Origin of the sequence: Erwinia sp. (assembly GCF_031978025.1) — a bacterium.
Classification (GTDB): Bacteria; Pseudomonadota; Gammaproteobacteria; order Enterobacterales; family Enterobacteriaceae; genus Erwinia.
The window spans coordinates 1-22,928 of record NZ_DALZCD010000032.1 but is presented as its reverse complement, the minus strand read 5'-3'; the positions used below and the strand labels follow the sequence as shown (position 1 = coordinate 22,928).

The window sequence follows — 22,928 nt, the reverse complement described above, 5'->3', positions numbered from 1 at the left end:
CAACCAGTCAACCAGTCAACCAGTCAACCAGTCAACCAGTCAACCAGTCAACCAGTCAACCAGCGTAATCAGAACGGCGGAGCATTAACCTTTATTAAACTTACAGTATTGGTCAACATTTCTTTTAAAGATAAAAATTAAAATCTCATCCATAAAATACATTTCTTTTACTTTAATATCGCAATAAATCTCCCGATTTGAGACGCAGCTCCAGAAAAATAAATAGATTTTATTATTGACCCCTTTTAACATCACCATAGTCATAATTTCATATAAGGATATAATAAATGTTGACCCGCTCATCCAGCCTGAATGATGTGCATCTACCTTTCTACCGGCGAACGCCTTGCCAAATAGAGAGGCGCCATTCTTTTGCTGGCGCTATTGCAGATATAAAAAACAGCGACTTCTGTTTGTCACCCGTCTTAAAAAGGAGCGAAAAAAAAGAAAACTTATCAGAAGGTGCGCTGGCAGAATTTATTAATTTTCGTAGCGAGCTGATTTATAATAAAATTGATGATTACCGTGCTATCGATGCCAGCAACTACATTTCTCTCGGGGCAGCATCGGCCGTCCCTTACAATCAGCATGGTATTACGCTCAATGAAAATGGCGAGCTGATGTTAATCAAGGGAGAAAGCCATAACCTTGTCAAAGGTCTGCTAAAAAAATATGCGACGGGTTTTAAGTATCAAACGGCTTCAATAGTGGCACTCGAAGGGTGTGCTCCCCCTCGCTTTAGCAGATTATTTATCAATGAGCACGGCGTTTTGATAGGTAAAAATTTAAAGGAAGGAACGCTTCATGCTATTACAATAAAAAATCACCCCGGACATTACGATCAGGAGTTCAGGAGAGAACAAATTGAAATCCTTATCAAGCCTTACAATGGTCCTCAGGTCGACAATCTTACCTTCAAAATATCAGAAGGGAAAAACATCTCTTTTTCATTTGAAGAAGGGAAGCTGTATCTGGACACCATAGAGACTACAGAAAAAAAACTCGACTACTCTCTTTGTGCTTACGATGTCACTCTTCCCTTAAAAAAGGGCATTAGGTTAATATCGGTAAAGAAATCAGGTCACTTACTGCAGCTTGAGTTGGCCAAAAAAAATAAAAAAAGGATTGTTTATCTTGACCCGTTACATATATCAGAAAAAAAGGTTTCCGCCAGACACCTGAGCCATAAACCCGGCCAGTCACTGGCCAATCGGCTGGGGGCCGATCCTTACGAGAAATACCATTCAGGTCAACCTTTTACTTCGACCCGACTCGGTAATTTTAGCAGCAAATACATTCCACTGATTTTAAACAACCTCGATCGGTTCCGTATTCATTTAAAAAAAGCCAAAGAAGAAAACTATAAAGGAAACCGCTCGCAAGCGATGCAAGAAGGAGTGAAAAGTCTTGATCCTGGCGTGGAAGCTATTCTCACCACCAGCCGTCACTTAATCAAACAGCATAAAACAGACAAGCGCTATTCTGCCGCTACTTCAGCAACGCTCCTGGCTAAAAATCGTGCTACAACGTTTGCGAACAATAAGCAACTTCGCCAGCTCGTTGCGGCGGCGACCGGCCTGACGGCGGATAAAGAGACGCTGGCTGCCAGCCTGCTCCAGATAGTCAGTAAACTCGCGCCCGATGAGGCTTTAACCTTAAGCTTTAATAACGCGCTCTCTTTTTTTTTAGGCACTGCGGCAGGCGGTGTCCCTTTTAATCCGGGCTGGTTTGACGGCATCGTCGGCTCCATTATGTCGAGCCATAATTTGATTCTCTCTCCTGACCAGAAGGGCAATATCCTCTTCACTTTCGCCAACGAGAAAACCCGTTCTTTAACACCGTTTATCGGCACCGGGCAGGGGCTGGAAAAGAATCTTCTTGCGGCAGGCGGCGCTAATTACATGACCGTTATGCCTTTGGAAGCGAACATAATATTAATGGCAAACAGTACAAACAGCGACAGCTTCAGTTTCGCCCTGAAAAAAGAAAATGTAAAAGCCTTTCTGGACAGCATGCTAACGGCTAAGGCCTCTGGCGATATTGAATCGCAGATTATTAAAGAAGCCGAAGTAAAAAAACGCGTCAAAAAAAGTCTTATCTTAAAAGTAGAGTGCAAGGTGGAAGGCAGAGTACAAAATGGCCGAATGCTTAACAACACTTTTGTGGTGCTTCCCCGCTCAGCAGCAGGCGCAAGCCTGAGCGCTAATCTGTTAAAGCTGGATATAAAAAAGGAAAAAACTATCGAGGGAAATGATATAAAAGCACAGGTTAAGGTTAAAACCCTTAGCGCGGCAAATATCGAAGCAGAATTGTTCAATGAGAATACCATTATGCCGATCCCTGTATACGTCAGCGATCCTGTGCTCTGTTTTCCCCTTCCCTTACAACAGGATAAAAACGCCACTACTCTTAGTTCGCCATCACTATTTCATAAAGAAAAAACTGAGGTTACCTTATTTACGGATGACGGGAAAAAGGTGACCCCCGAACACTCTATTGTAGCGAATGCTTTGCCGGATACGCTAATTAAGCAATCAGGCCTGCAGGAGGTGGCTAACCTGCCCGTGATCCATTCAGCCAATAAAAATAATAAAATGACGCTTAAAGCATTGGCCGGTACCAGAGAGCATTTCTCTCTTCTCCGCCAGGACCTGAAAGAAATAGTGCATTCTCTGCAGCAACAGGAGAGGGGGAGCATGGGTAAAGATGTCTCCATCCATGTCTTCGCGAATTATGAACTCATTGAAAGTGACAGGCAGCAACGTACAAGCCTTGAAGAACAGGAGAAACGTCTTGCCAACCAGCCCGACAAACTGGCTAAAGCTAAAATGAGACAGGAACTCGCTACGCTGAAAAAGAACGCCCGTTATCGCCTGAAAAACTTCACGTTGTACCGCAGCAGCCAGCTTACACAGAAGGCGAGTATGGCTTTAGCCATTATTAGCTTTACTCAACAGAACCAGATTTTGTTAAGCCAACGTCTTGAAAAGGTCGACTTTTGTTATGACGGCGTCAGCGAGACGGTGCCTGCGGGCTTCACGTCTCGCGCCTCTTTTATCCGTTAATGCCCGGATAAGCGGAGAGCCTTCTGTCACCTGCCGCGATCCGGCTACCTTCAAGGTAGCCGGATCCATCATAACGTTCAGGTCTTAATGCAGCCGAATGGGCGTAATGTCATCGTCAATGCCAAATTCTTCTTTCAGCTGCTTTTTGCTTTTCGTCACCATTTCGCCGCCCTTGCCTACGCTCATATGCTGCGGTTCATCGTTATGACGCGCCTGCCATAACATCACCAGCTGCAGGCTATTTTCTTTTTGCTCCGGCGTCAGGGCTACGCCATCGGCCCATTTCCCGGTTTCTACCGCTGTGGCCAGTCGCTGATAAACTTCCGGGGTCATTGCGGCAATAATCTCATCAAGCTCCATAGCGTCTATCCTTTAATCTGAGTGCCTTCCTCATCGGTGAAGCTTAATGAGGCAGAGTTGACACAGTAGCGCTCGCCTGTGGGCTGCGGGCCATCGGGAAAGACGTGCCCCAGATGGGCATCACAGGTGCCGCAGCGAATTTCAATGCGCTGCATGCCGTGAGTGTCATCTTCCAGATAACGGATAGCCTCGTCGCCGTATGGCTGATAAAAGCTGGGCCAGCCGCAGCCGGAATCATATTTCGTGCCGGACAGGAACAGTGGCGAATTGCAAACGAGGCAGTGATAAATGCCCTCACTCTTGTTATGCAGCAGTTTGCCGGAGTACGGCGGCTCTGTACCCCGCTGTTGAGTCACGTAGCGCTGCATCTCGTTTAGATCTGTTTCGGGCTTAAGTGGGCGTTCGGCCATAGTCAATATCTCTGGCAAAGTGGTCTGAAGATTCATAACATTCTAACAAATACATAACAACGCCAGGGGATTTTTCATGCTCAGGCGGAGTCCGAAAGTGAGCGGGCATTGAAAATGTGACCTGGATCACCCTTTACCATACCCACCCCTTTATATTCGGGCTGAATGCCCCAAACTAAAGGTAAGACGCTCGTCGCGGAAGGCGTTTTCAGGCGATTATTCCTGCTCCAGGGTTTGATTTGTCGCAACTATTGAAGCGATTCCGCTTGACGCCTGATAAGGTTTTTGTAATTTTACAGCCAACCTTTTATTCACTAACAACAGCTGGTGGAATATATGACTATCAAAGTAGGTATCAACGGTTTTGGCCGCATCGGTCGCATCGTTTTCCGTGCTGCTCAGCAGCGTTCTGACGTAGAAATCGTTGCAATCAACGATCTGCTGGACGCCGAGTACATGGCTTACATGCTGAAGTATGACTCTACGCACGGTCGTTTCGACGGCACGGTAGAAGTTAAAGATGGCCATCTGGTTGTTAACGGCAAAACCATCCGTGTTACCGCTGAAAGAGATCCAGCTAACCTGAAGTGGGACGAAGTCGGCGTTGACGTGGTTGCCGAAGCAACAGGTATCTTCCTGACCGACGAAACCGCTCGTAAACACCTCCAGGCTGGCGCGAAGAAAGTGGTTCTGACGGGTCCGTCAAAAGATGACACCCCAATGTTCGTTATGGGCGTTAACCACAAGGCTTATGCTGGCCAGGAAATTGTTTCTAACGCCTCCTGTACCACTAACTGCCTGGCACCACTGGCTAAAGTCATCAACGACAAGTTTGGTATCGTTGAAGCACTGATGACCACCGTTCATGCCACCACCGCCACGCAGAAAACCGTTGATGGCCCGTCTCACAAAGACTGGCGCGGCGGCCGTGGCGCTTCTCAGAACATCATCCCTTCTTCTACCGGCGCAGCTAAAGCGGTAGGTAAAGTGATCCCTGAGCTGAACGGTAAACTGACCGGTATGGCATTCCGCGTACCAACGCCTAACGTTTCCGTAGTTGACCTGACCGCGCGTCTGGCCAAGCCTGCTTCTTACAAAGAAATTTGTGAAGCCATTAAGGCCGCTGCTGAAGGCGAACTGAAAGGTATCCTGGGCTACACCGAAGACGAAGTGGTTTCTACCGATTTCAACGGCGAAACCCTGACTTCCGTATTCGACGCCAAGGCCGGTATCGCGCTGAGCGACACCTTTGTTAAGCTGGTTTCCTGGTACGATAACGAAACCGGTTACTCTAACAAGGTGCTGGATCTGATCGCGCATATCGCAAAATAATCGCGATAAGCTAATCCTGAGGGCGACTGCGGTCGCCCTTTTTTTTCGCTAAATAACAGGAGCTTCGATGAACGAAAAACTTTTTTCGCTGCCCGTTGCCGACCAAATCACGCCCTATATTTCCCTGCGCTTAATGGGCGAACTGCCTGTAGTCGTCATTGTGCATCCCCGGGTGCGTGCAGCCGTGACCCTTCAGGGCGCACAGCTGGTCGCCTGGCAGCCCAGCGGTGAAAAACCCGTGATCTGGCTAAGCGAAAAAACGGCGTGGACGACCGGCAAAGCTATTCGTGGCGGCGTGCCCGTGTGCTGGCCATGGTTCGGCCCGGCTGGCGAGCCCGCGCACGGCTTTGCCCGCTCACTGCCCTGGACGCTGTCGGCGCATGATGAGAACGATGAGAGCGTGATGTTAACGCTGGTGCTGGAAAGCAGTGAACAAACTAAAAAATTCTGGCCGCACGATTTCACGCTTTTTGCCCGGTTCCGCTTTAGTGAACGCTGTGAAATTGAGCTGGAAGCACATGGTGATTTTAAAGCAACCGGCGCGCTGCACAGCTACTTTGCCGTTGAGGATATTGCTGGCGTGGAGGTAAGTGGCCTCGGCCAGCCTTATATTGATAAGGTCAAAGACAACGCTGAAGGCCACTTGGCTGGCGGCAGGCAAACTTATCCTGACCGTGTCGACCGCATCTTTACCCAGCCGGAAGATTGCAGCGTAATCAGCGATAAGGCAGGCGACAGGATAATTGAGGTGTATCACCACTACCACAGTGACGTTGTCACGTGGAATCCCGGTCCCGCGCTTTCTTGCAGCATGGGTGATATGGCAAATGAAGGCTATAAAAGCATGGTATGCGTGGAGACGGCGCACGTAACGCAGCCTATGATAAGCGCGGGTGAAACCCCGGCCCGGCTGGCCACAACGATTAAAGTGCGCAGACGCGCTTAGAAGAGTAAAATGCGCCGACGCGCCTGGAACGACGGCGGGCACCAGGCCCGCCTGCGGGACTAAACCACGTCCAGCGGCATTTTGCGATCTGGCGGGGGAAAAGCCTCGTTAATGAGCGCGATTTCCTCATGGCTCAGCACCATTTCCAGCGCGGCAGCGTTTTCCGCTATATGGTGCAATGAGCCCGCTTTGGGGATCGCCATCACGCCTTCCTGGCGAATAACCCATGCCAGCAACAGCTGGGCTACCGTCACGCCCTTTTGTTGTGCAATCTTGTTCAGTACGGTGTGATTCAGCAGATCGTGCCGCAGACGGCCAGCCTGCGCCAGTGGACAATAGGCCATAACGGGTATCGCATGCTGCTGGCAGTCCGTCAGTAAATCATACTCGATGCCGCGGGAAGCCAGATGGTAAAGCACCTGGTTAGCCGTACAGGCTTTGCCCCCCTCTTCTGACAGCAGTTCTTTTAAGTCACTGCTGTCAAAATTTGATACCCCCCATTGGCGAATTTTGCCCGCCTGCTGGAGTTTTTCCATAGCCAGGATGGTTTCTTCCAGCGGAACCGTCCCACGCCAGTGGAGAAGATAAAGATCGAGGCAGTCGGTTTGCAGGCGACGCAGACTACGTTCGCAGGCATCCATAGCATCCTCGACGCCTGCATTCCACGGATACACCTTTGAAACCAGGTACGCGCTGTCGCGGCGGCCGCGTAACGCTTCACCTACCACTTCTTCGGCCCCGCCGTCAGCATACATTTCTGCCGTATCAATCAGTGTTAACCCATATTCCAGGCCAGCCTGCAACGCGGCGACTTCCTGCGCCCGTTTACTGCTGTCTTCGCCCATATACCAGGTGCCCTGCCCAATCACCGGTACCCTTACCCCGGACAGGGTTACGGATTTGGTCATCATGCCCTCCTGCACTGTTTTGGATCGCCACCATAATGCAAAAGGGCGCAAAGCGCCCTTTGATGGTGCAAATCCCGTTAAAAGGTGTAGCTCACGCCGGTCCAAATGGCGACCTGCGAATCTTTGTCTACCATCGGGCTGTCTTTGACTTCATCACTCAGGCGCGTATAGCGGCCGGCAACGGTCGCGTTCCAGCTCTGATTAATCGCCCATGCAGCCGTCAGCTCCAGGTACGGGTTCCAGCTGTCGTCGGCATCGTAGCTGCGCAAGCCGCTACGGCGCGATTCTCTTTTGGAAACGCCATAGTAGTAATCATTCTGGTTTTCGCTGCTATAGAGCGCCCCGATACCCGGCGTCAGGGTGAAATCACCGAAGTGGAAGCTGTAGAGGTAAGTCAGATCCCAGATAAAGCCGTTGCTGTTATCCAACATATCACCGGCAACAACCGTTCTGACCGTGCCCCAGTCAGCCGCATGTCGGTAGGCAAGGCCGCCCATCAGCGTCATATGACGCTTATCCAGCGCTTTCAGCTGCTTGTTATCCGTATCGTCAGGATCAAAATTCTGTGGCGAGCCTAACACCGTCAACGACAGCTGATCCTGTGAATCTTTCCAGAGGTAGTAGCCCGCCGTCAGGCTGCGCACATAAAAACTGTCGCCTTCATAATTGATGACCGGCAACGGGTAATAGCGATCGTCTCCGCCCTTATAAGGGCTTTGGCTGTAAATCACCGATGCGCCAAGGGTTAACGGATTGGCATGTGCCACTGCAGCGGTAAAACAGAGGGGTAAAAGCGCGGCAACCGCGCTAACTTTGAAATAGTTCACAATTAATTCATTCCATAAATATAACAATCGACTCACATAGTTTATCAGCGTTACATCGTTTGTTTAAAATTTTAAATATTCTGCCGCACTCAGAATCAACTTTAACCCTGTTCTCACCCGGCGCGCTTATTTACAAAATCCCGCCAGCCCGCATCAGGCAAGGGGAAGCGCTTAGATCAATTCTGACTTTGTTATTGAAATTGCATCAGAAATGCAAGGAGGTTCAGGAAATTTCCTGAATGCCAACTAAGCTTTAATCAAAGACGCTAAGTTTAAAGAGCAGAGTAACCAACATTGTTGTGTACCCCGATTAGAAGTCAGGTTGGCATAAGGGTTGCTGTACTCATTATAAGTTCCTTCAGGGGCTTTCCCTCATTAGGCTCCTGGTACCTGTGCTAAAAAAGAAAGGACGGGCATCGCTATGAATATATTCGATCACTATCGTCAGCGTTATGAAGCTGCCAAGGACGAAGAGTTCACACTGCAGGAATTTCTTACCGTTTGTCGGCAAGATCGCAGTGCATACGCCAACGCGGCAGAAAGATTGTTAACGGCTATTGGTGAGCCAGTAATGGTCGACACTGCCCAGGAGCCACGCCTTTCCCGACTGTTTTCCAACCGCGTCATCGCACGCTATCCGGCTTTTGAAGAATTTTACGGCATGGAAGAGGCCATAGAGCAGATTGTCTCTTATCTGAAGCACGCCGCGCAGGGGCTGGAAGAGAAGAAACAGATCCTCTATCTGCTGGGGCCGGTGGGCGGCGGTAAGTCCTCGCTTGCTGAGCGGTTAAAATCCTTAATGCAACGCGTGCCCATTTACGTCCTCAGCGCCGATGGCGAGCGCAGCCCGGTCAACGATCACCCGCTCTGCCTGTTTAATCCGCAGGAAGATGCCAATATCCTTGAGAAAGAATACGGCGTGCCGCGGCGTTATCTCGGTACAATCATGTCACCCTGGGCGGCTAAACGCCTGCATGAGTTTGGCGGCGATATTTCGCGCTTCAAAGTAGTGAAAGTCTGGCCGTCAATCCTGGAACAGCTTGCTATTGCCAAAACCGAACCGGGGGATGAGAACAACCAGGATATTTCCGCGCTGGTAGGTAAGGTGGATATCCGTAAACTGGAAAACCACGCGCAGAACGATCCTGATGCCTACGGTTACTCTGGCGCACTCTGTCGGGCTAACCAGGGGATAATGGAATTTGTCGAGATGTTTAAAGCGCCTATTAAGGTGCTGCATCCCCTGCTGACGGCCACTCAGGAAGGTAACTATAATGGTACCGAGGGGATTTCTGCTCTGCCGTTCAACGGTATTATTCTGGCGCACTCGAATGAATCAGAGTGGGTCACCTTCCGTAATAACAAAAATAATGAGGCGTTCCTTGACCGTGTGTACATCGTTAAGGTGCCTTATTGTCTGCGTGTGTCGGAAGAGATCAAGATCTACGACAAGCTGTTGGATCACAGTGAGCTGACGCACGCGCCCTGCGCACCCGGCACGCTGGAGACATTGGCTCGCTTCTCGATCCTTTCTCGCCTGAAAGAACCGGAAAACTCCAGCACTTATTCTAAAATGCGCGTCTACGACGGCGAAAGCCTGAAAGACACCGATCCAAAAGCCAAGTCCTACCAGGAATATCGTGATTACGCTGGTGTAGATGAGGGAATGAACGGTTTATCGACCCGTTTCGCCTTTAAAATTCTTTCGCGCGTGTTTAACTTCGATCATACCGAAGTTGCCGCCAACCCGGTACATCTGTTCTACGTGCTGGAGCAGCAGATTGAACGTGAGCAGTTCCCGCAGGATATCGCCGAAAAATACCTTGAGCACCTGAAAGGCTATCTGATCCCGAAATATGCCGAGTTCATTGGCAAAGAGATCCAGACCGCCTATCTGGAGTCTTATTCAGAATATGGTCAGAACATCTTTGACCGCTATGTCACCTATGCCGATTTCTGGATCCAGGATCAGGAATATCGCGACCCGGACACCGGTCAGCTGTTCGACCGCGAGTCGTTGAATGCGGAGCTGGAAAAAATCGAGAAGCCTGCGGGGATCAGTAACCCGAAAGACTTCCGTAATGAAATCGTCAATTTTGTGCTGCGTGCCCGTGCCCACAACAGCGGGCGTAATCCCAACTGGACCAGCTACGAAAAACTGCGCACGGTCATTGAGAAGAAAATGTTCTCCAATACCGAGGAACTGCTGCCGGTTATTTCATTTAATGCCAAAACGTCCACGGATGAACAGAAAAAACATGATGATTTCGTCGATCGTATGATGGAAAAAGGCTATACCCGCAAGCAGGTTCGTCTGCTGTGCGAATGGTATTTGCGCGTGAGAAAATCATCGTGATCCCGACTTCATAAATGTCTTCCTGTGGGTCAGTGAACCTGACCCAACAGCACCGTTGTTTGGGGGAGTTATGGCCTATTTTATCGATCGGCGTCTTAACGGCAAAAACAAAAGCGCGGTCAATCGCCAGCGCTTTTTGCGCCGCTATAAGTCGCAAATCAAACAGTCGATCGCCGAGGCCATTAATAAGCGTTCGGTAACCGACGTTGAGAGCGGCGAATCTGTTTCTATTCCAATTGATGATATCAACGAACCTGTCTTTCATCAGGGTCGGGGCGGGCAGCGTCATCGCGTCCATCCTGGCAATGACCACTTCGTGCAAAATGACCGGGTGGAGCGCCCTCAGGGTGGCGGCGGTGGCGGCGGTAGCGGTCAGGGCAATGCCAGCCAGGATGGAGAGGGTAAAGACGAATTTGTCTTTAATATCTCAAAAGACGAGTATCTGGATCTGTTATTTGAAGACCTGGCTTTGCCGAATCTGAAAAAGAATCAGCACCGGCAAATGAACGAGTATAAGGTGCACCGTGCCGGCTTTACCTCTAATGGCGTCCCGGCCAACATCAGCGTAGTGCGTTCGCTACAGAACTCGCTGGCGCGGCGTACGGCCATGACCGCCGGGAAACGGAGAATGCTGGGTGAACTGGAGGCCGCACTGGAAGCGGTGCAGAAAGCGGAACCGGCCCGGCTGCTGGAAGAAGAGCGGCTGCGTCAGGAAATCGCCGATCTGCGTGCCCGTATCAAGCGTGTGCCCTTTATCGATACTTTTGACCTGCGTTATAAAAATTTCGAGAAGCGCCCTGAACCGTCCAGCCAGGCGGTAATGTTCTGTCTGATGGATGTGTCCGGCTCGATGGATCAGGCAACCAAAGATATGGCTAAACGCTTTTATATTCTGCTCTATCTGTTCCTGAGCCGAACCTATAAAAACGTGGACGTTGTTTATATCCGCCATCATACGCAGGCAAAAGAGGTGGATGAGCAGGAGTTTTTCTATTCGCAGGAAACAGGCGGCACCATCGTTTCGAGCGCCCTCAAGCTGATGGATGAAGTGGTTAAAGAGCGTTACGATCCGGCACAGTGGAACATTTACGCCGCTCAGGCCTCCGATGGCGATAACTGGGCGGATGATTCGCCGCTTTGTCATGAAATTCTGGCTAAAAATATTTTACCGGTCGTACGGTATTACAGCTATATCGAAATTACCCGACGCGCTCATCAGACCCTCTGGCGCGAGTATGAACATTTACAGGCAATGTTCGATAACTTTGCCATCCAACATATTCGTGAACCGGAAGATATTTATCCTGTTTTCCGCGAACTTTTCCACAAACAGGCTGAAAACGCCTGAAAACAATGACGTATCAGTCAGCTCTTCGGGCTGGCTGATCTTTTTGCTTGCTGCAAGGCTTCTTTCTCCACTTCTTCTGTTTTTCACGTCATTATGCGAATTTTAACCTGATCTGTCGTTGCCGCATTTTTTGCCCTGGCGGGTTTTGCTGCTCTTTAAACTGTTTATCGGGCATTCGGTAAGGCTGAAGGCAACCTTAACAGCTGTGGCCTACGCTTCGCATCGGCATACGTTAAAAGTGGGGCACAGGCCACGCTTAACAATGCTGACTACACAGTAAATACTTCTTCTTTCTATCGTTTCGCCCTCTTCTGCCCCACCAGCCCCTCTCAGGCTCACGACATTAATCGAATTCTGATGTCAAAATCAGAGGCTATTTGTTACTATTATTCTTGCGATGGCCGCAGAATATCTAAATTATCATACACTTGTTACCGGAAGCCGCAGAAAACTACCAAAAACAGCCGTGGCGAAACAAAATTGCCCCTATTACGTTATTCAGGGTATGCTTATACCCCGCCATTCAGGCAAATTTTTATCAGATACAGGAGATTGCCCCATTGGAAGCCAGTGCTATCTATAGTCTGTTTATCATCGGTTCAGTGCTGGTGGCGGCAAGCATTTTGCTCAGTTCCTTCTCTTCAAAGCTCGGCATTCCTATTCTGGTTATTTTCCTCGTTCTGGGCATGTTGGCTGGCGTGGACGGTATTGGTGGCATTGCTTTTGATAACTATCCTGCGGCTTATCTGATCAGTAACCTGGCGCTGGCGGTGATCCTGCTGGATGGCGGAATGCGCACTCAGGCCAGTTCGTTTAAAGTGGCGTTGGGACCGGCGCTGTCGCTGTCAACCATTGGCGTATTGATCACCGCCGGTTTGACCGGCATGGCGGCCGCCTGGCTGTTTAACCTGAGCCTGATTGAAGGCTTCCTGGTGGGAGCGATTATTGGCTCTACCGACGCAGCGGCGGTTTTTTCACTGCTCGGCGGCAAAGGGCTAAATGAACGCGTCAGCGCCACGCTGGAAATGGAATCCGGCAGCAACGATCCGATGGCCGTATTTTTGACCATTACGCTAATTGAAATGATTGAGCAGGGTCAGACCGGACTGAGCTGGATGTTCATCGTGCATCTGATCCAGCAGTTTGGTCTGGGTATCGTCTTGGGTCTGGGCGGCGGCTGGGCGCTGCTCCAGCTGATTAACCGCGTCTCGCTGCCCGGTGGACTTTATCCACTATTGGCCGTCAGCGGCGGTATTTTAGTCTTTGCGCTGACCACCGTACTGGAAGGCAGCGGCATCCTGGCGGTCTATCTTTGCGGTTTCTGGCTGGGTAATAACCCGATTCGTAACCGGCACGGCATTCTGCAAACCTTTGACGGGATGGCGTGGCTAAGCCAAATCGGCATGTTCCTGGTACTGGGTCTGCTGGTGAACCCTACCGATCTTTGGAATATCGCGCTACCGGCTATGCTGTTGTCGCTGTGGCTGATATTGTTTGCGCGCCCGCTTTCCGTTTTTGTCGGCCTGCTACCGTTTCGCGGTTTTACCACGCGTGAGCGCTTCTTTATCAGCTGGGTCGGCTTGCGCGGTGCGGTGCCTATTATTTTGGCGGTTTTCCCCATGATGGCCGGTCTGCCGCACGCCTCGCTGTTCTTTAATATTGCTTTCTTTGTGGTGCTGGTTTCGCTGATGGTACAGGGCACCTCTCTCGGCTACGCCGCTCGCAAAGCCAGGGTGATCGTTCCCCCTACCGCCTCGCCCATTTCCCGTGTCGGGCTGGATATCCACCCTGAAAATCCATGGGAACAGTTCGTTTATCAGCTGGGCAGTGACAAATGGTGTATTGGCGCGGCACTACGCGAGTTGAAAATGCCGCGCGAGACGCGTATCGCCGCCCTTTTCCGCGACAACCTGCTGCTTCACCCAACCGGTAATACGCGCCTGCGTGAAGGCGACGTGCTGTGCGTGATTGGCCGTGAAAAGGATCTGCCCGAACTGGGGAAATTGTTCAGCCAGTCCCCACCCGTTTCGCTCGATCAGCGCTTTTTCGGCGACTTTATTCTTCAGGCCGATGCCCGTTTGCATGACGTTTCCGAAATTTACGGCATTGAGCTGGATGAAGAAATCAATATGCAGCAAACGCTGGGACATCTGGTTGCCAGCATGATTGGCGGTGCGCCAGTAGTGGGCGATCAGGTGGAATGGAAAGACATGATCTGGACCGTGGCGGAAAAGCAGGATAACGAAATAGTGAAAATCGGCGTGCGCATGGCGGAAGAGCGAGAATAATCCTGGGGCCAATCGGTAAATAACGACTACCCTTAAGGTTCGTATCTATCCGGAAGGGAGAAAATCATGGGTCATGTCGTAAAGATTGGTCGCTATGAAATTATCGACGCAGAACTGGATGCCGCACATGTCGATACGGTCGTTATTCCCTGCAAGACCAACCCGGCGCTGAGCTACCAGCTCGACGGGTGGGATAATGAGACCAGCGTGCCCGCCTGGATTGATGGCGAACCTGTCGATCTGGCTATCGGCCACTATGACACTGAGCAGGATCAGTGGGTACTGAAAAAGCCAGCCTGAGTTTGTGCCCGTTATCTTGCCGCCGCGTTATTTCGCGGCGGCGAGCTATAATAATGTCTTATATTTGCTATACGCCTGTCATAAATTATCTTCTGTCATTTATTTCCCGCTTCGCTTCCTCTTTATTACTTTGCAAAAAGCAACTCTGCCATTTTAGGAATTACCCGTATTAACTAACTTCCTGTACTCCTGCATACTCTTCCTGCTTCATGATGAAACAACGCCGACGTGTTTCATTTATTTATTCTTCTGAAACATACGGCCGTTAACTATTCACTACGCTGAATTTAAAACTTTTAATTTCAGTATGATAACTCCTGAACGCGTGCTTGATCCTCGTCAGGTCAGCAATCCCTTATGAAAAGAGAGCAGGCATTATGGCAAGTACTCTGGTACTGAATGACCGTCGCCGTGCATTTAGCGGCACCCGGAAAAACATTATCGCCAAGCTGGCATTAAGTCTTAGTGACTTAATTTCAATTAACCTGGCGCTTTTTTTATCTACGGCAACCGTACAAGGTATTTGGGGAAACCTGGATATATTTCTTCCCCCTCAGGAAGTACATATACGCTTTACCGCCCAGTTTGTGATGTCCGTAGTCTGTACGGCCTGGTTCTGGATGCGGCTTCGTCACTACACCTACCGTAAGCCTTTCTGGTTTGAGCTAAAAGAAATTATCAAAACCCTGGTCATTTTCTCGCTGCTCGACCTGGCGCTGATTGCCTTTTCAAAATGGGATTTCTCTCGCCTGCTGTGGAGCTTCACCTGGATCTACGCTCTGATTCTGGTACCGTTGCTGCGCTCGAGCGTTAAGCACGCCATTCTGAAAGCGGGACAGTGGCAGAAGCAAACTATCATTATCGGCTCTGGCAAAAACGCCCGTGAGGCCTACGCGGCGCTGCAGAGCGAAGAGATTCTGGGTTATGAGGTGAAAGCCTTTGTCGCCTCCAACGGCCATACGGGGGCGGAAAGCCTGAACGGCGTACCGGTTATTACGGCTAAAGACATCGTCTGGGACACGGTCGATCTGGAAAATACCCAGTTTATTGTTGCCATGGAATATGAGCAGCAGGCGATGCGTGACAAGTGGCTGAAGCTGCTGTCGAAAAAGAAATGCCGCAGCGTCTCGGTTGTCCCCACGCTACGCGGCGTGCCGCTCTACGGTACCGATATGTCTTTCATCTTTAGTCATGAAGTGATGATCCTGCGCGTCAGCAATAATCTGGCAAAACGCTCTTCCCGCTTCCTGAAACGCGTGTTTGATGTGGTGGTGGCTTCAATGCTGCTGCTGTTTCTGGCGCCCGCTTTTGGCCTGATTTGCTGGCTGGTTGGCCGGGACGGTGGTAACAAAATTTACGGACATGAACGCGTCGGACAGGACGGTAAGAAGTTTAAATGCCTGAAGTTTCGCTCAATGGTGACCAATTCGAAAGAAGTCCTGGAAGAGTTGTTGGCGACCAGTGCCGAAGCGCGAGCCGAATGGGATAAAGACTTTAAGTTGAAAAACGATCCGCGCGTCACGAAAATTGGTGCTTTCCTGCGTAAAACCAGCCTGGACGAGCTGCCTCAGCTGTGGAACGTTATTCGTGGCGAGATGAGCCTGGTGGGGCCGCGTCCGGTGATTGAAGCCGAGCTGGAGCGCTACGCGGGCGATGTCGATTATTATCTGATGGCCAAGCCCGGCATGACCGGCCTGTGGCAGGTCAGCGGTCGTAACGATATCGACTACGATACGCGCGTCTACTTCGACTCCTGGTATGTGAAAAACTGGGCGCTGTGGACTGATATTGCCATTCTGTTTAAAACCGCTGGTGTAGTGCTGCGTCGCGACGGCGCCTACTAAGCTAAGATCCGGGGCGGTCGCTGCGGCACCGCCCCATAAGTTTTTCTTTTCTTTTCTCCCCGTTATCACTACTCTGTGCGGCTTGCTTTTTTTACTGGACGTCGCCGCCCCGATGCAAAAATTCACCTTACTTCTTCTCAGCCTGGTTCTGTTAGCGCCGCTTGGCATCGATCTCTATTTGCCGACGCTACCCGATATCGCGCTGGGGCTGAATACGCCGGTCAGCACCGTGCAAACCACTATCCCGCTATTTCTGCTGGTGATGGGCCTGGGGCAAATTGTTGCCGGTCCGCTGGTGGACAACCTGGGCAGGAAGCCTGTGGCCCTGGCCGGTCTGCTGCTGTATGTGGTCGGTAGCGTTCTGGCCGCCACGGCTGAAAGCTGGCCGCAATTCCTTTGCGCGCGCGTGGTACAAGGCTGCGCCGTCTGCTGTACCGCAGTGGTGGCTTTTAGTGGCGTGCGCGACCGGCTTGACGGTGACGATGCTGCTCGTGCCTACGGCTTTCTGAACGGTGCCCTGAATATTGTTCCGGCGCTGGCACCGATGCTGGGCGGGTTCCTTGCCGAGGCCTTTGGTTGGCGCGCACCTTTCTGGTTTTTAACCGCTTACGCGGTCGTGATTGGCCTGCTGGTCATTTTCTTTTTACCGGAAACCCGTCCGGCAGGCACGCTGGCCGTAAAGGGAATACCGCTACGTCAATACTGGCAAATCCTGCGGCAACCACGCTTCCTGGCTTTTGCCTTTGCTAACGCGGGCGCACTGGGTATGGTGCTGACTTACGTCTCGCTCGCGCCGCAGGTATTAATGACCGAGGGCCAGCTCTCCGCGCTGCAGTTCTCCGTTGCTTTTGGCGCCAACGGCTTCTGGATAATGTTGGTGAGCGTGCTGGTCAACAAAATGATCCGCAAGCTGGGACGCCCGATTTGTCTGGCAACGGGCTGCGTGGCGATGACGTTGGGTGCGATAATGCTGATGGGCGGCGTGCTGCTGCTCCCGGCCGCATGGCAGCAGCACTGGGCGCTCTATATGCTGCCCGTGGCGGTATCCGTGGCGGGTCTGGCTTTTACTGTCGGCCCGGCCACCAGCTATGCACTGGAGCCTTATCAGAAACAGGCGGGCGTTGCATCGGCACTGGCGGGCTTTATCCAGATGGCCGGCGGCGCTTCTGGTGGATTGCTGGCCATGGCACTGCCGCTGGCGGAGAAATCTTCACTGGCGCTGATGATGGTTGCAGGCGCACTCCTGACGGGAACGGCCTGGTATTACAGTAAAAAAGTGCGCGGCACGCTGACCGCGCTTTAGCCTCAAATAACGTTTACCGGTACGCGGGGCGCGAGCGCGCACATCAGCTCGTAACCTACCGTACCGGCAGCTTTAGCTACCTCGTCGATTTTGATGTTATTGCCCCACATCTCTACCTGGCTGCCGATGCCCGCCTGCTGACAGGGCGTCAGGTCCACCGTAATCATATCCATTGATACCGCCCCGACAAGCTGCGTTCTGACCCCGTCCACCCACACCGGCGTGCCGGTGGGAGCGTGGCGCGGATAGCCATCAGCGTAGCCGCAGGCAACAATGCCAATACGCTGCTCGTCGCTGGCACGATAGCGTGCACCATACCCTACCGCATCCCCGTGTCTGAGTGACTGGACAGCAATGATCTCTCCGCTCAGCGTCATAGCGGGACGCAACCCGCTGCTGGCGACATCCTGCCAGTCACCGCTGGGCGATGCGCCATAAAGGATAATGCCTGGCCGAACCCAGTCATAATGCGTGTCGTCATGCCAAAGCGTGGCCGCCGAATTTGCCAGCGAGCGCGGGCAATCCAGCCCTTCTGCCGCCTGATTGATACGCCTCATCGGCTCCGTAATGCCCTCATTGCTTTCCGCTTCGGCAAAATGGGCCATCAGCGTCAGCTCCCCCACGTTGGGCAGCGTTTTTAGCTTCTGCCATACCTGCTGCACCAGCGAGGGCTGAAAACCAAGCCGGTTCATGCCGCTGTTCATTTTCAGGTAAATATCCAGCGGAGCGGAAAGCTTCGCTTTCGCCAACGCCTGAATCTGCCAGTTACTGTGCACGCTGGTGGTGAGCCGGTAGCGATCCAGAATGGGAAGCTCATCCGGATGGAAAAACCCTTCCAGCAGCAAAATGGGCTTATTCCAGCCGCTTTCGCGCAGCATAATGGCCTCTTCAAGATTCAGCAGCGCGAAGCCGTCTGTCTCTGACAGGCTTTGCCAGACGCGAGCAATACCGTGTCCGTAGGCATTGGCTTTTACTACCGACCAGACGTGCGAGCGGGGAGCAGCCTGGCGGACGACAGCCAGATTATGCCGCAACGCGCTGGTGTCGAGGGTTGCGACAATAGGACGAGACATAACTTCTCCTGTTATAAGCGGATAACTAGCGTGCGCCGTGCAGGATCGGGCCTGTAGCAGGCTGATAACCCGGCAGATAGCGCATTACCGATAAATCGTCAGCGGCAATCGCCGGAGCGCGTCCTGAGATAATATCAGAAAGCAGCTGCCCGGAGCCGCAGGCCATGGTCCAACCGAGCGTTCCGTGACCGGTATTCAGGTAAAGATTTTTAAACGGCGTACGGCCGACAATCGGCGTTCCGTCCGGCGTCATCGGCCGCAGCCCGGTCCAGAAAGTTGCCTGCGCAAGATCGCCGCCCTGCGGATAGAGATCCCGTACCACCATTTCCAGCGTTTCGCGTCTGGCGGGCAGCAGTTTTGTATTAAAGCCAACGATCTCCGCCATGCCACCCACGCGGATCCGGTTGTCAAAACGCGTAATCGCCACTTTGTAAGTTTCGTCCAGCACGGTGGATACCGGCGCCGCCTCAGGATGAGTAATCGGGATAGTCAGTGAATACCCTTTCAGCGGGTAGACGGGAATAGCCATCATACCGTTCAACAGCGAGGTGGAATAAGAGCCAAACGCCACAACATACGCGTCCGCCGTAACGACCTCAGCTCCGCATTTCACGCCGGCAATCTGATTATGTTCCTGTAACAGGGCGTCAACAGGTGTATTAAAGCGGAAAGTAACGCCTGCCGCCTTTGCCATCTCTGCCAGCTGTCGGGTAAACAGCTGACAGTCACCGGTCTCATCATTAGGCAAGCGCAGACCGCCGGTTAACAGATGTTTTGTCGCCGCCAGCGCGGGTTCCGCCTCGGCCAGCTGGCTGGCTTCCAGCAGTTCATACGGCACCCCCGCCTCTTTTAATACCGCAATATCTTTGGTGGCGCTTTCAAATTGCTGCGCGGTACGGAACAGCTGCAGCGTACCGCCCTGCCGTCCTTCATAGGCGATGCCGGTCTGCTGACGTAGCGCTTTCATACAGTCACGACTGTATTCAGCAATACGTACCATGCGGCTTTTATTTTCCTGATAGTGACGCATATCGCAGTTACGCAGCATTTGCCACATCCACGCCAGCTGGAAACGACTGCCATCCGGCCGGATAGCCAGCGGTGCGTGGCGCTGAAACATCCATTTTATCGCCTTTAACGGCACGCCGGGCGCCGCCCAGGGTGCTGCATAGCCCGGGGAAATTTGTCCTGCGTTGCCTGCGCTGGTTTCCAGCGCCACGTCCGGTTGACGATCGATAACCGTCACCTCATGCCCACTTTGGGCCAGATACCAGGCGCTGGCTACACCCACTACGCCGCTTCCAAGAATGACAACTCGCATCGCTACTCCACCGCCGATTTTCATAGATGAATACACTGGATACATGCGGCCGCTGCGGTGAAAAAAGCTGCGGGAAGACAGCGGGCGCGATGTAACAATATTATTCTTCTTTTTTACCCTGGAGGGGAATAAAAACAAGGTGCCGGTGATAAATCGGAGTTTAATATTGCATTATTAAGAGCGGCAGCAGCAAATAACTGCACAGGCGGAATTTTCCTGCTTCCTCAGCAGAATATTATTACGCCGCACTTTCCGTCGTTATACAGGATATTATTCTGTCCTTATTATTATTTTTTGCGCTTTCCCTGACGTTAAAATGATTTTTCGACTTCGGCTCTATTTTCTGCCAAAGATTTCCATTGTATTCGCCTGAGCGATCGGAGAGAGTGAACTATCATTGAGTTACTGGCTTCAATTCCAGATCTGCTCCGACAGCGGCAGCGTCATGGCAGGTCATAATGAAAACGGATTTATGTCGCTACTGATGTAACGTCGAAAACCGGTTTTAAAAAAGGGGTGCGCTATGACGACTATCTTTGATGAGTCTGTAACGAACAGCCAACGGCTCAGCGACGGTCCCGACTGGACGTTCGATCTGCTGGACGTCTACCTTGAAGAGATTGACCGCGTCGCCAAACTCTATCGACTGGATACCTATCCTCATCAAATCGAAGTCATTACTTCGGAGCAGATGATGGATGCTTATTCCAGCGTCGGGATGCCAATCAACTACGCGCACTGGTCATTCGGTAAAAAGTTTATCGAAACCGAACAGCGTTATAAGCATGGCCAACAGGGCCTGGCTTATGAGATCGTCATCAACTCCAATCCCTGTATCGCCTATCTGATGGAAGAAAATACCATTACGATGCAGGCACTGGTGATGGCACACGCCTGTTACGGCCATAACTCCTTTTTTAAAAACAACTATCTGTTTCGAAGCTGGACGGATGCCAGCTCCATCGTCGACTACCTGATTTTTGCCCGTAACTATATTAGCGAATGCGAAGAACGCTATGGCGTGGAGGAAGTCGAGCGGCTGCTGGACTCGTGCCATGCGCTGATGAACTACGGCGTCGATCGCTACAAACGCCCGCAAAAAATCTCTTTGCAGGAAGAGAAAGCTCGCCAGCGCAGCCGCGAAGAGTATCTGCAAAGCCAGGTGAATATGCTGTGGCGTACGTTGCCGCGCCGCGAAGCGGAGACGACGCATACCGAAGCGGCGCGCTATCCCAACGAGCCCCAGGAAAATCTGCTGTACTTTATGGAGAAAAATGCGCCGCTGCTGGAGCCGTGGCAGCGCGAAATCCTGCGTATTGTCCGTAAGGTTAGCCAGTATTTTTATCCGCAAAAGCAGACCCAGGTTATGAACGAAGGCTGGGCGACCTTCTGGCACTACACCATCCTTAATCATTTGTATGATGAGGGCAAAGTCAGCGAGCGCTTTATGCTGGAATTTTTGCACAGCCATACGAACGTGGTTTATCAGCCGCCCTATAACAGCCAGTGGTATAACGGCATTAACCCTTACGCGCTGGGCTTCGCTATGTTTCAGGATATTAAACGTATCTGTCAGGAGCCGACGGAAGAAGATCGCTATTGGTTCCCTGATATTGCCGGTTCAGACTGGCTGGAGACGCTGCATTTCGCGATGCGTGAATTTAAGGATGAGAGTTTTATCAGTCAGTTTTTATCACCAAAAATCATGCGTGATTTCCGCCTGTTTACGGTGATGGACGACGATCGCAATAATTTTCTGGAAATAGCCGCCATCCATGATGAAGCAGGCTATCGGGCTATTCGCCAGCAGCTTTCTGCACAGTATAATCTGAGCAATCTGGAACCCAACATTCAGGTTTATGATGTCGATTTGCGCGGCGATCGGTCCCTGACGCTGCGCTATGTTCCGCACAGCCGCGCGCCGCTGGATAAAAGCCGCCGCGAGGTGTTAAAGCATGTCCATCGTCTCTGGGGATTCGATGTCCATCTGGAACAGCAAAATGACGACGGCAGCACCGAAATTCTTGACCGCTGTCCACCCCGACCTTCTTCTCTTTAACGATCTGAAAAAGCCGGTCTTCAGGACCGGCTTTTTTATGCAGCCAACGCGTGCTTTTACAAAAAAATTAACGGCGCACGCCCGATTCCGCGGGCAGAGTATTTTGCATCCCGTGCCAGATTTCACCGCTGCGATGGCCATAATCACGTACGGTTTCCACAATCTTATCCAGCTGCTGAGTCTGACAAATCGTTAGCAGCTGCTGATAAAAATCACGCGCCACGCGACGAGCTTCCGGGTTAGAGAAATAGTGACGTCCCACGCGCGTGTAGAGTCCTTTCAGTCCGTTGAGGATCAGCCCGTAAATAGGGTTGCCGGAGGCAAAAGCCAGTCCGCGAAAGATATTGTAATCCAGGTCGGTATAGGCTTCTGCCTTGTCTTCAACCTGCTGTGCAGTGACCAGGACCGCTTCAGCTTTATCCGGATGAATACGAATAGCGCGGCGAATAAACACGGAGGAAATATCAGTGCGTACCGAAAGCAGGCTGTCGATTAGTTGCGGGACGCTGTCATGATCGAGGCGCGCCAGCGTTTCCAGGATACTTAAGCCAGATGTTTCCCAGAAATTATTTACCTGCGTAGGTTTGCCGTGTTGAATAGTCAGCCAGCCATCGCGCGCCAGACGCTGTAGCACTTCACGCAACGTGGTGCGGGTCACGCCGATTAACTCCGACAGCTCGCGTTCGGCAGGCAGAATCGATCCCGGTGGAAAGCGGTTGTTCCAGATACTTTCGATAATATATTCTTCCGCGAAACCCGCAGGGCTCTGGGCCTTAATAACCATAGCGTATTGTTTCCGTTGCGTTCATGACTGCAAAAATTCGGCTCATCATACCAGATGGTTTGGCCCTCACCTAGACTGGCCGCAGCGTAAAATGCTGCTGAAATCGCATTTCTCCTGAAATGAAGCCTTTGATTTACGCTGTTAAGTCCCGGCCACTTTCACAAGGCGGCCGTAACGATACATTTTTTTACATAGCGGCTAAACCACGCCGTTTTCAGCCGCGTAAATTTGCCGCATAGTGGCTGGCACGGCAGCGCTTTTGGTTTACACTGCCGGTTCAACGCTTATTACAGGGATTGATTATGTTGCACTATTTTAATAGCAGTTCTCGCGGTCGTGGTGCCTGGCTACTTATGGCGCTGACGGCTTTTGCCCTGGAAATGGTGGCGCTTTATTTCCAGCAC

17 protein-coding genes and 1 pseudogene are annotated in these 22,928 nt (G+C 51.6%); 11 read left to right on the top strand and 7 right to left on the bottom strand.

Features of this window, described 5'->3' with window-relative positions; genetic code table 11:
* Positions 1 to 287 precede the first annotated feature (287 nt).
* Entirely contained in the window at positions 288 to 3,065 is a 2,778-nt protein-coding gene (locus RTK32_RS04290; protein WP_312042265.1) for a hypothetical protein, read from the top strand.
* An 84-nt stretch (positions 3,066 to 3,149) separates the two neighbouring features.
* On the opposite strand, the gene RTK32_RS04285 is transcribed toward RTK32_RS04290, so the two are convergent.
* On the bottom strand, positions 3,150 to 3,425 hold the full coding sequence (locus tag RTK32_RS04285) for a YeaC family protein (RefSeq protein ID WP_253453748.1): 276 nt from the start codon (positions 3,423 to 3,425) through the stop codon (positions 3,150 to 3,152).
* Between the two features lie 5 nt (positions 3,426 to 3,430).
* A complete protein-coding gene (gene msrB, locus RTK32_RS04280) occupies positions 3,431 to 3,835 on the bottom strand; it encodes a peptide-methionine (R)-S-oxide reductase MsrB (RefSeq protein WP_312042267.1) in 405 nt (134 codons plus the stop codon).
* Positions 3,836 to 4,171: 336 nt separating this feature from the next.
* Here msrB and gapA point away from each other — a divergent pair, with 336 nt between their 5' ends.
* A complete protein-coding gene (gene gapA / locus RTK32_RS04275; protein ID WP_312042264.1) occupies positions 4,172 to 5,167 on the top strand; it encodes a glyceraldehyde-3-phosphate dehydrogenase in 996 nt (331 codons plus the stop codon).
* Positions 5,168 to 5,234: 67 nt separating this feature from the next.
* On the top strand, positions 5,235 to 6,113 hold the full coding sequence (locus tag RTK32_RS04270) for a D-hexose-6-phosphate mutarotase (protein ID WP_312042263.1): 879 nt from the start codon (positions 5,235 to 5,237) through the stop codon (positions 6,111 to 6,113).
* 59 nt (positions 6,114 to 6,172) lie between these two features.
* Here RTK32_RS04270 and RTK32_RS04265 read toward each other — a convergent pair whose 3' ends face one another.
* Both RTK32_RS04265 and RTK32_RS04260 read right to left on the bottom strand, forming a co-directional pair.
* The gene (locus RTK32_RS04265; protein ID WP_312042266.1) at positions 6,173 to 7,021 is read right to left on the bottom strand and encodes an aldo/keto reductase; all 849 of its coding nucleotides are present in this window, start codon (positions 7,019 to 7,021) and stop codon (positions 6,173 to 6,175) included.
* Positions 7,022 to 7,098: 77 nt separating this feature from the next.
* Positions 7,099 to 7,848, bottom strand: coding sequence for a MipA/OmpV family protein (locus RTK32_RS04260; protein WP_312042262.1), 750 nt, complete (start codon positions 7,846 to 7,848; stop codon positions 7,099 to 7,101).
* A 421-nt stretch (positions 7,849 to 8,269) separates the two neighbouring features.
* Here RTK32_RS04260 and yeaG point away from each other — a divergent pair, with 421 nt between their 5' ends.
* The 6 genes from yeaG to RTK32_RS04230 all read left to right on the top strand — a co-directional run bounded on the left by yeaG (position 8,270) and on the right by RTK32_RS04230 (position 17,287).
* On the top strand, positions 8,270 to 10,204 hold the full coding sequence (gene yeaG, locus RTK32_RS04255) for a protein kinase YeaG (protein ID WP_312042261.1): 1,935 nt from the start codon (positions 8,270 to 8,272) through the stop codon (positions 10,202 to 10,204).
* Positions 10,205 to 10,274: 70 nt separating this feature from the next.
* Entirely contained in the window at positions 10,275 to 11,552 is a 1,278-nt protein-coding gene (locus RTK32_RS04250) for a YeaH/YhbH family protein (RefSeq protein WP_312042260.1), read from the top strand.
* Positions 11,553 to 12,112: 560 nt separating this feature from the next.
* The gene (locus tag RTK32_RS04245) at positions 12,113 to 13,840 is read left to right on the top strand and encodes a potassium/proton antiporter (protein ID WP_312042259.1); all 1,728 of its coding nucleotides are present in this window, start codon (positions 12,113 to 12,115) and stop codon (positions 13,838 to 13,840) included.
* A 66-nt stretch (positions 13,841 to 13,906) separates the two neighbouring features.
* Complete coding sequence (locus tag RTK32_RS04240; RefSeq protein ID WP_312042258.1) at positions 13,907 to 14,140, top strand: DUF1480 family protein; 234 nt, start codon at positions 13,907 to 13,909, stop codon at positions 14,138 to 14,140.
* Between the two features lie 377 nt (positions 14,141 to 14,517).
* Complete coding sequence (wbaP, locus tag RTK32_RS04235; protein WP_312042257.1) at positions 14,518 to 15,984, top strand: undecaprenyl-phosphate galactose phosphotransferase WbaP; 1,467 nt, start codon at positions 14,518 to 14,520, stop codon at positions 15,982 to 15,984.
* Between the two features lie 112 nt (positions 15,985 to 16,096).
* Positions 16,097 to 17,287, top strand: coding sequence for a multidrug effflux MFS transporter (locus RTK32_RS04230; RefSeq protein ID WP_312042256.1), 1,191 nt, complete (start codon positions 16,097 to 16,099; stop codon positions 17,285 to 17,287).
* Between the two features lie 2 nt (positions 17,288 to 17,289).
* On the opposite strand, the gene dadX is transcribed toward RTK32_RS04230, so the two are convergent.
* Positions 17,290 to 18,360: a catabolic alanine racemase DadX gene (dadX, locus tag RTK32_RS04225; RefSeq protein WP_312042255.1), complete on the bottom strand. Its 1,071-nt coding sequence runs from the start codon at positions 18,358 to 18,360 to the stop codon at positions 17,290 to 17,292.
* A gap of 25 nt (positions 18,361 to 18,385) precedes the next feature.
* The gene (locus RTK32_RS04220) at positions 18,386 to 19,681 is read right to left on the bottom strand and encodes a D-amino acid dehydrogenase (RefSeq protein WP_409451059.1); all 1,296 of its coding nucleotides are present in this window, start codon (positions 19,679 to 19,681) and stop codon (positions 18,386 to 18,388) included.
* 523 nt (positions 19,682 to 20,204) lie between these two features.
* Here RTK32_RS04220 and RTK32_RS04215 point away from each other — a divergent pair.
* Positions 20,205 to 21,740 carry a SpoVR family protein gene (locus tag RTK32_RS04215; RefSeq protein ID WP_312042253.1) on the top strand — a complete coding sequence of 512 codons (1,536 nt, stop codon included), beginning with the start codon at positions 20,205 to 20,207 and terminating at the stop codon, positions 21,738 to 21,740.
* A gap of 67 nt (positions 21,741 to 21,807) precedes the next feature.
* Here RTK32_RS04215 and fadR read toward each other — a convergent pair whose 3' ends face one another.
* A complete protein-coding gene (gene fadR, locus RTK32_RS04210) occupies positions 21,808 to 22,524 on the bottom strand; it encodes a fatty acid metabolism transcriptional regulator FadR (RefSeq protein ID WP_312042252.1) in 717 nt (238 codons plus the stop codon).
* 302 nt (positions 22,525 to 22,826) lie between these two features.
* On the opposite strand from fadR, the pseudogene RTK32_RS04205 reads away from it, so the two are divergent.
* Positions 22,827 to 22,928 (top strand): annotated as a pseudogene (locus RTK32_RS04205) (disulfide bond formation protein B); the annotation flags it as partial.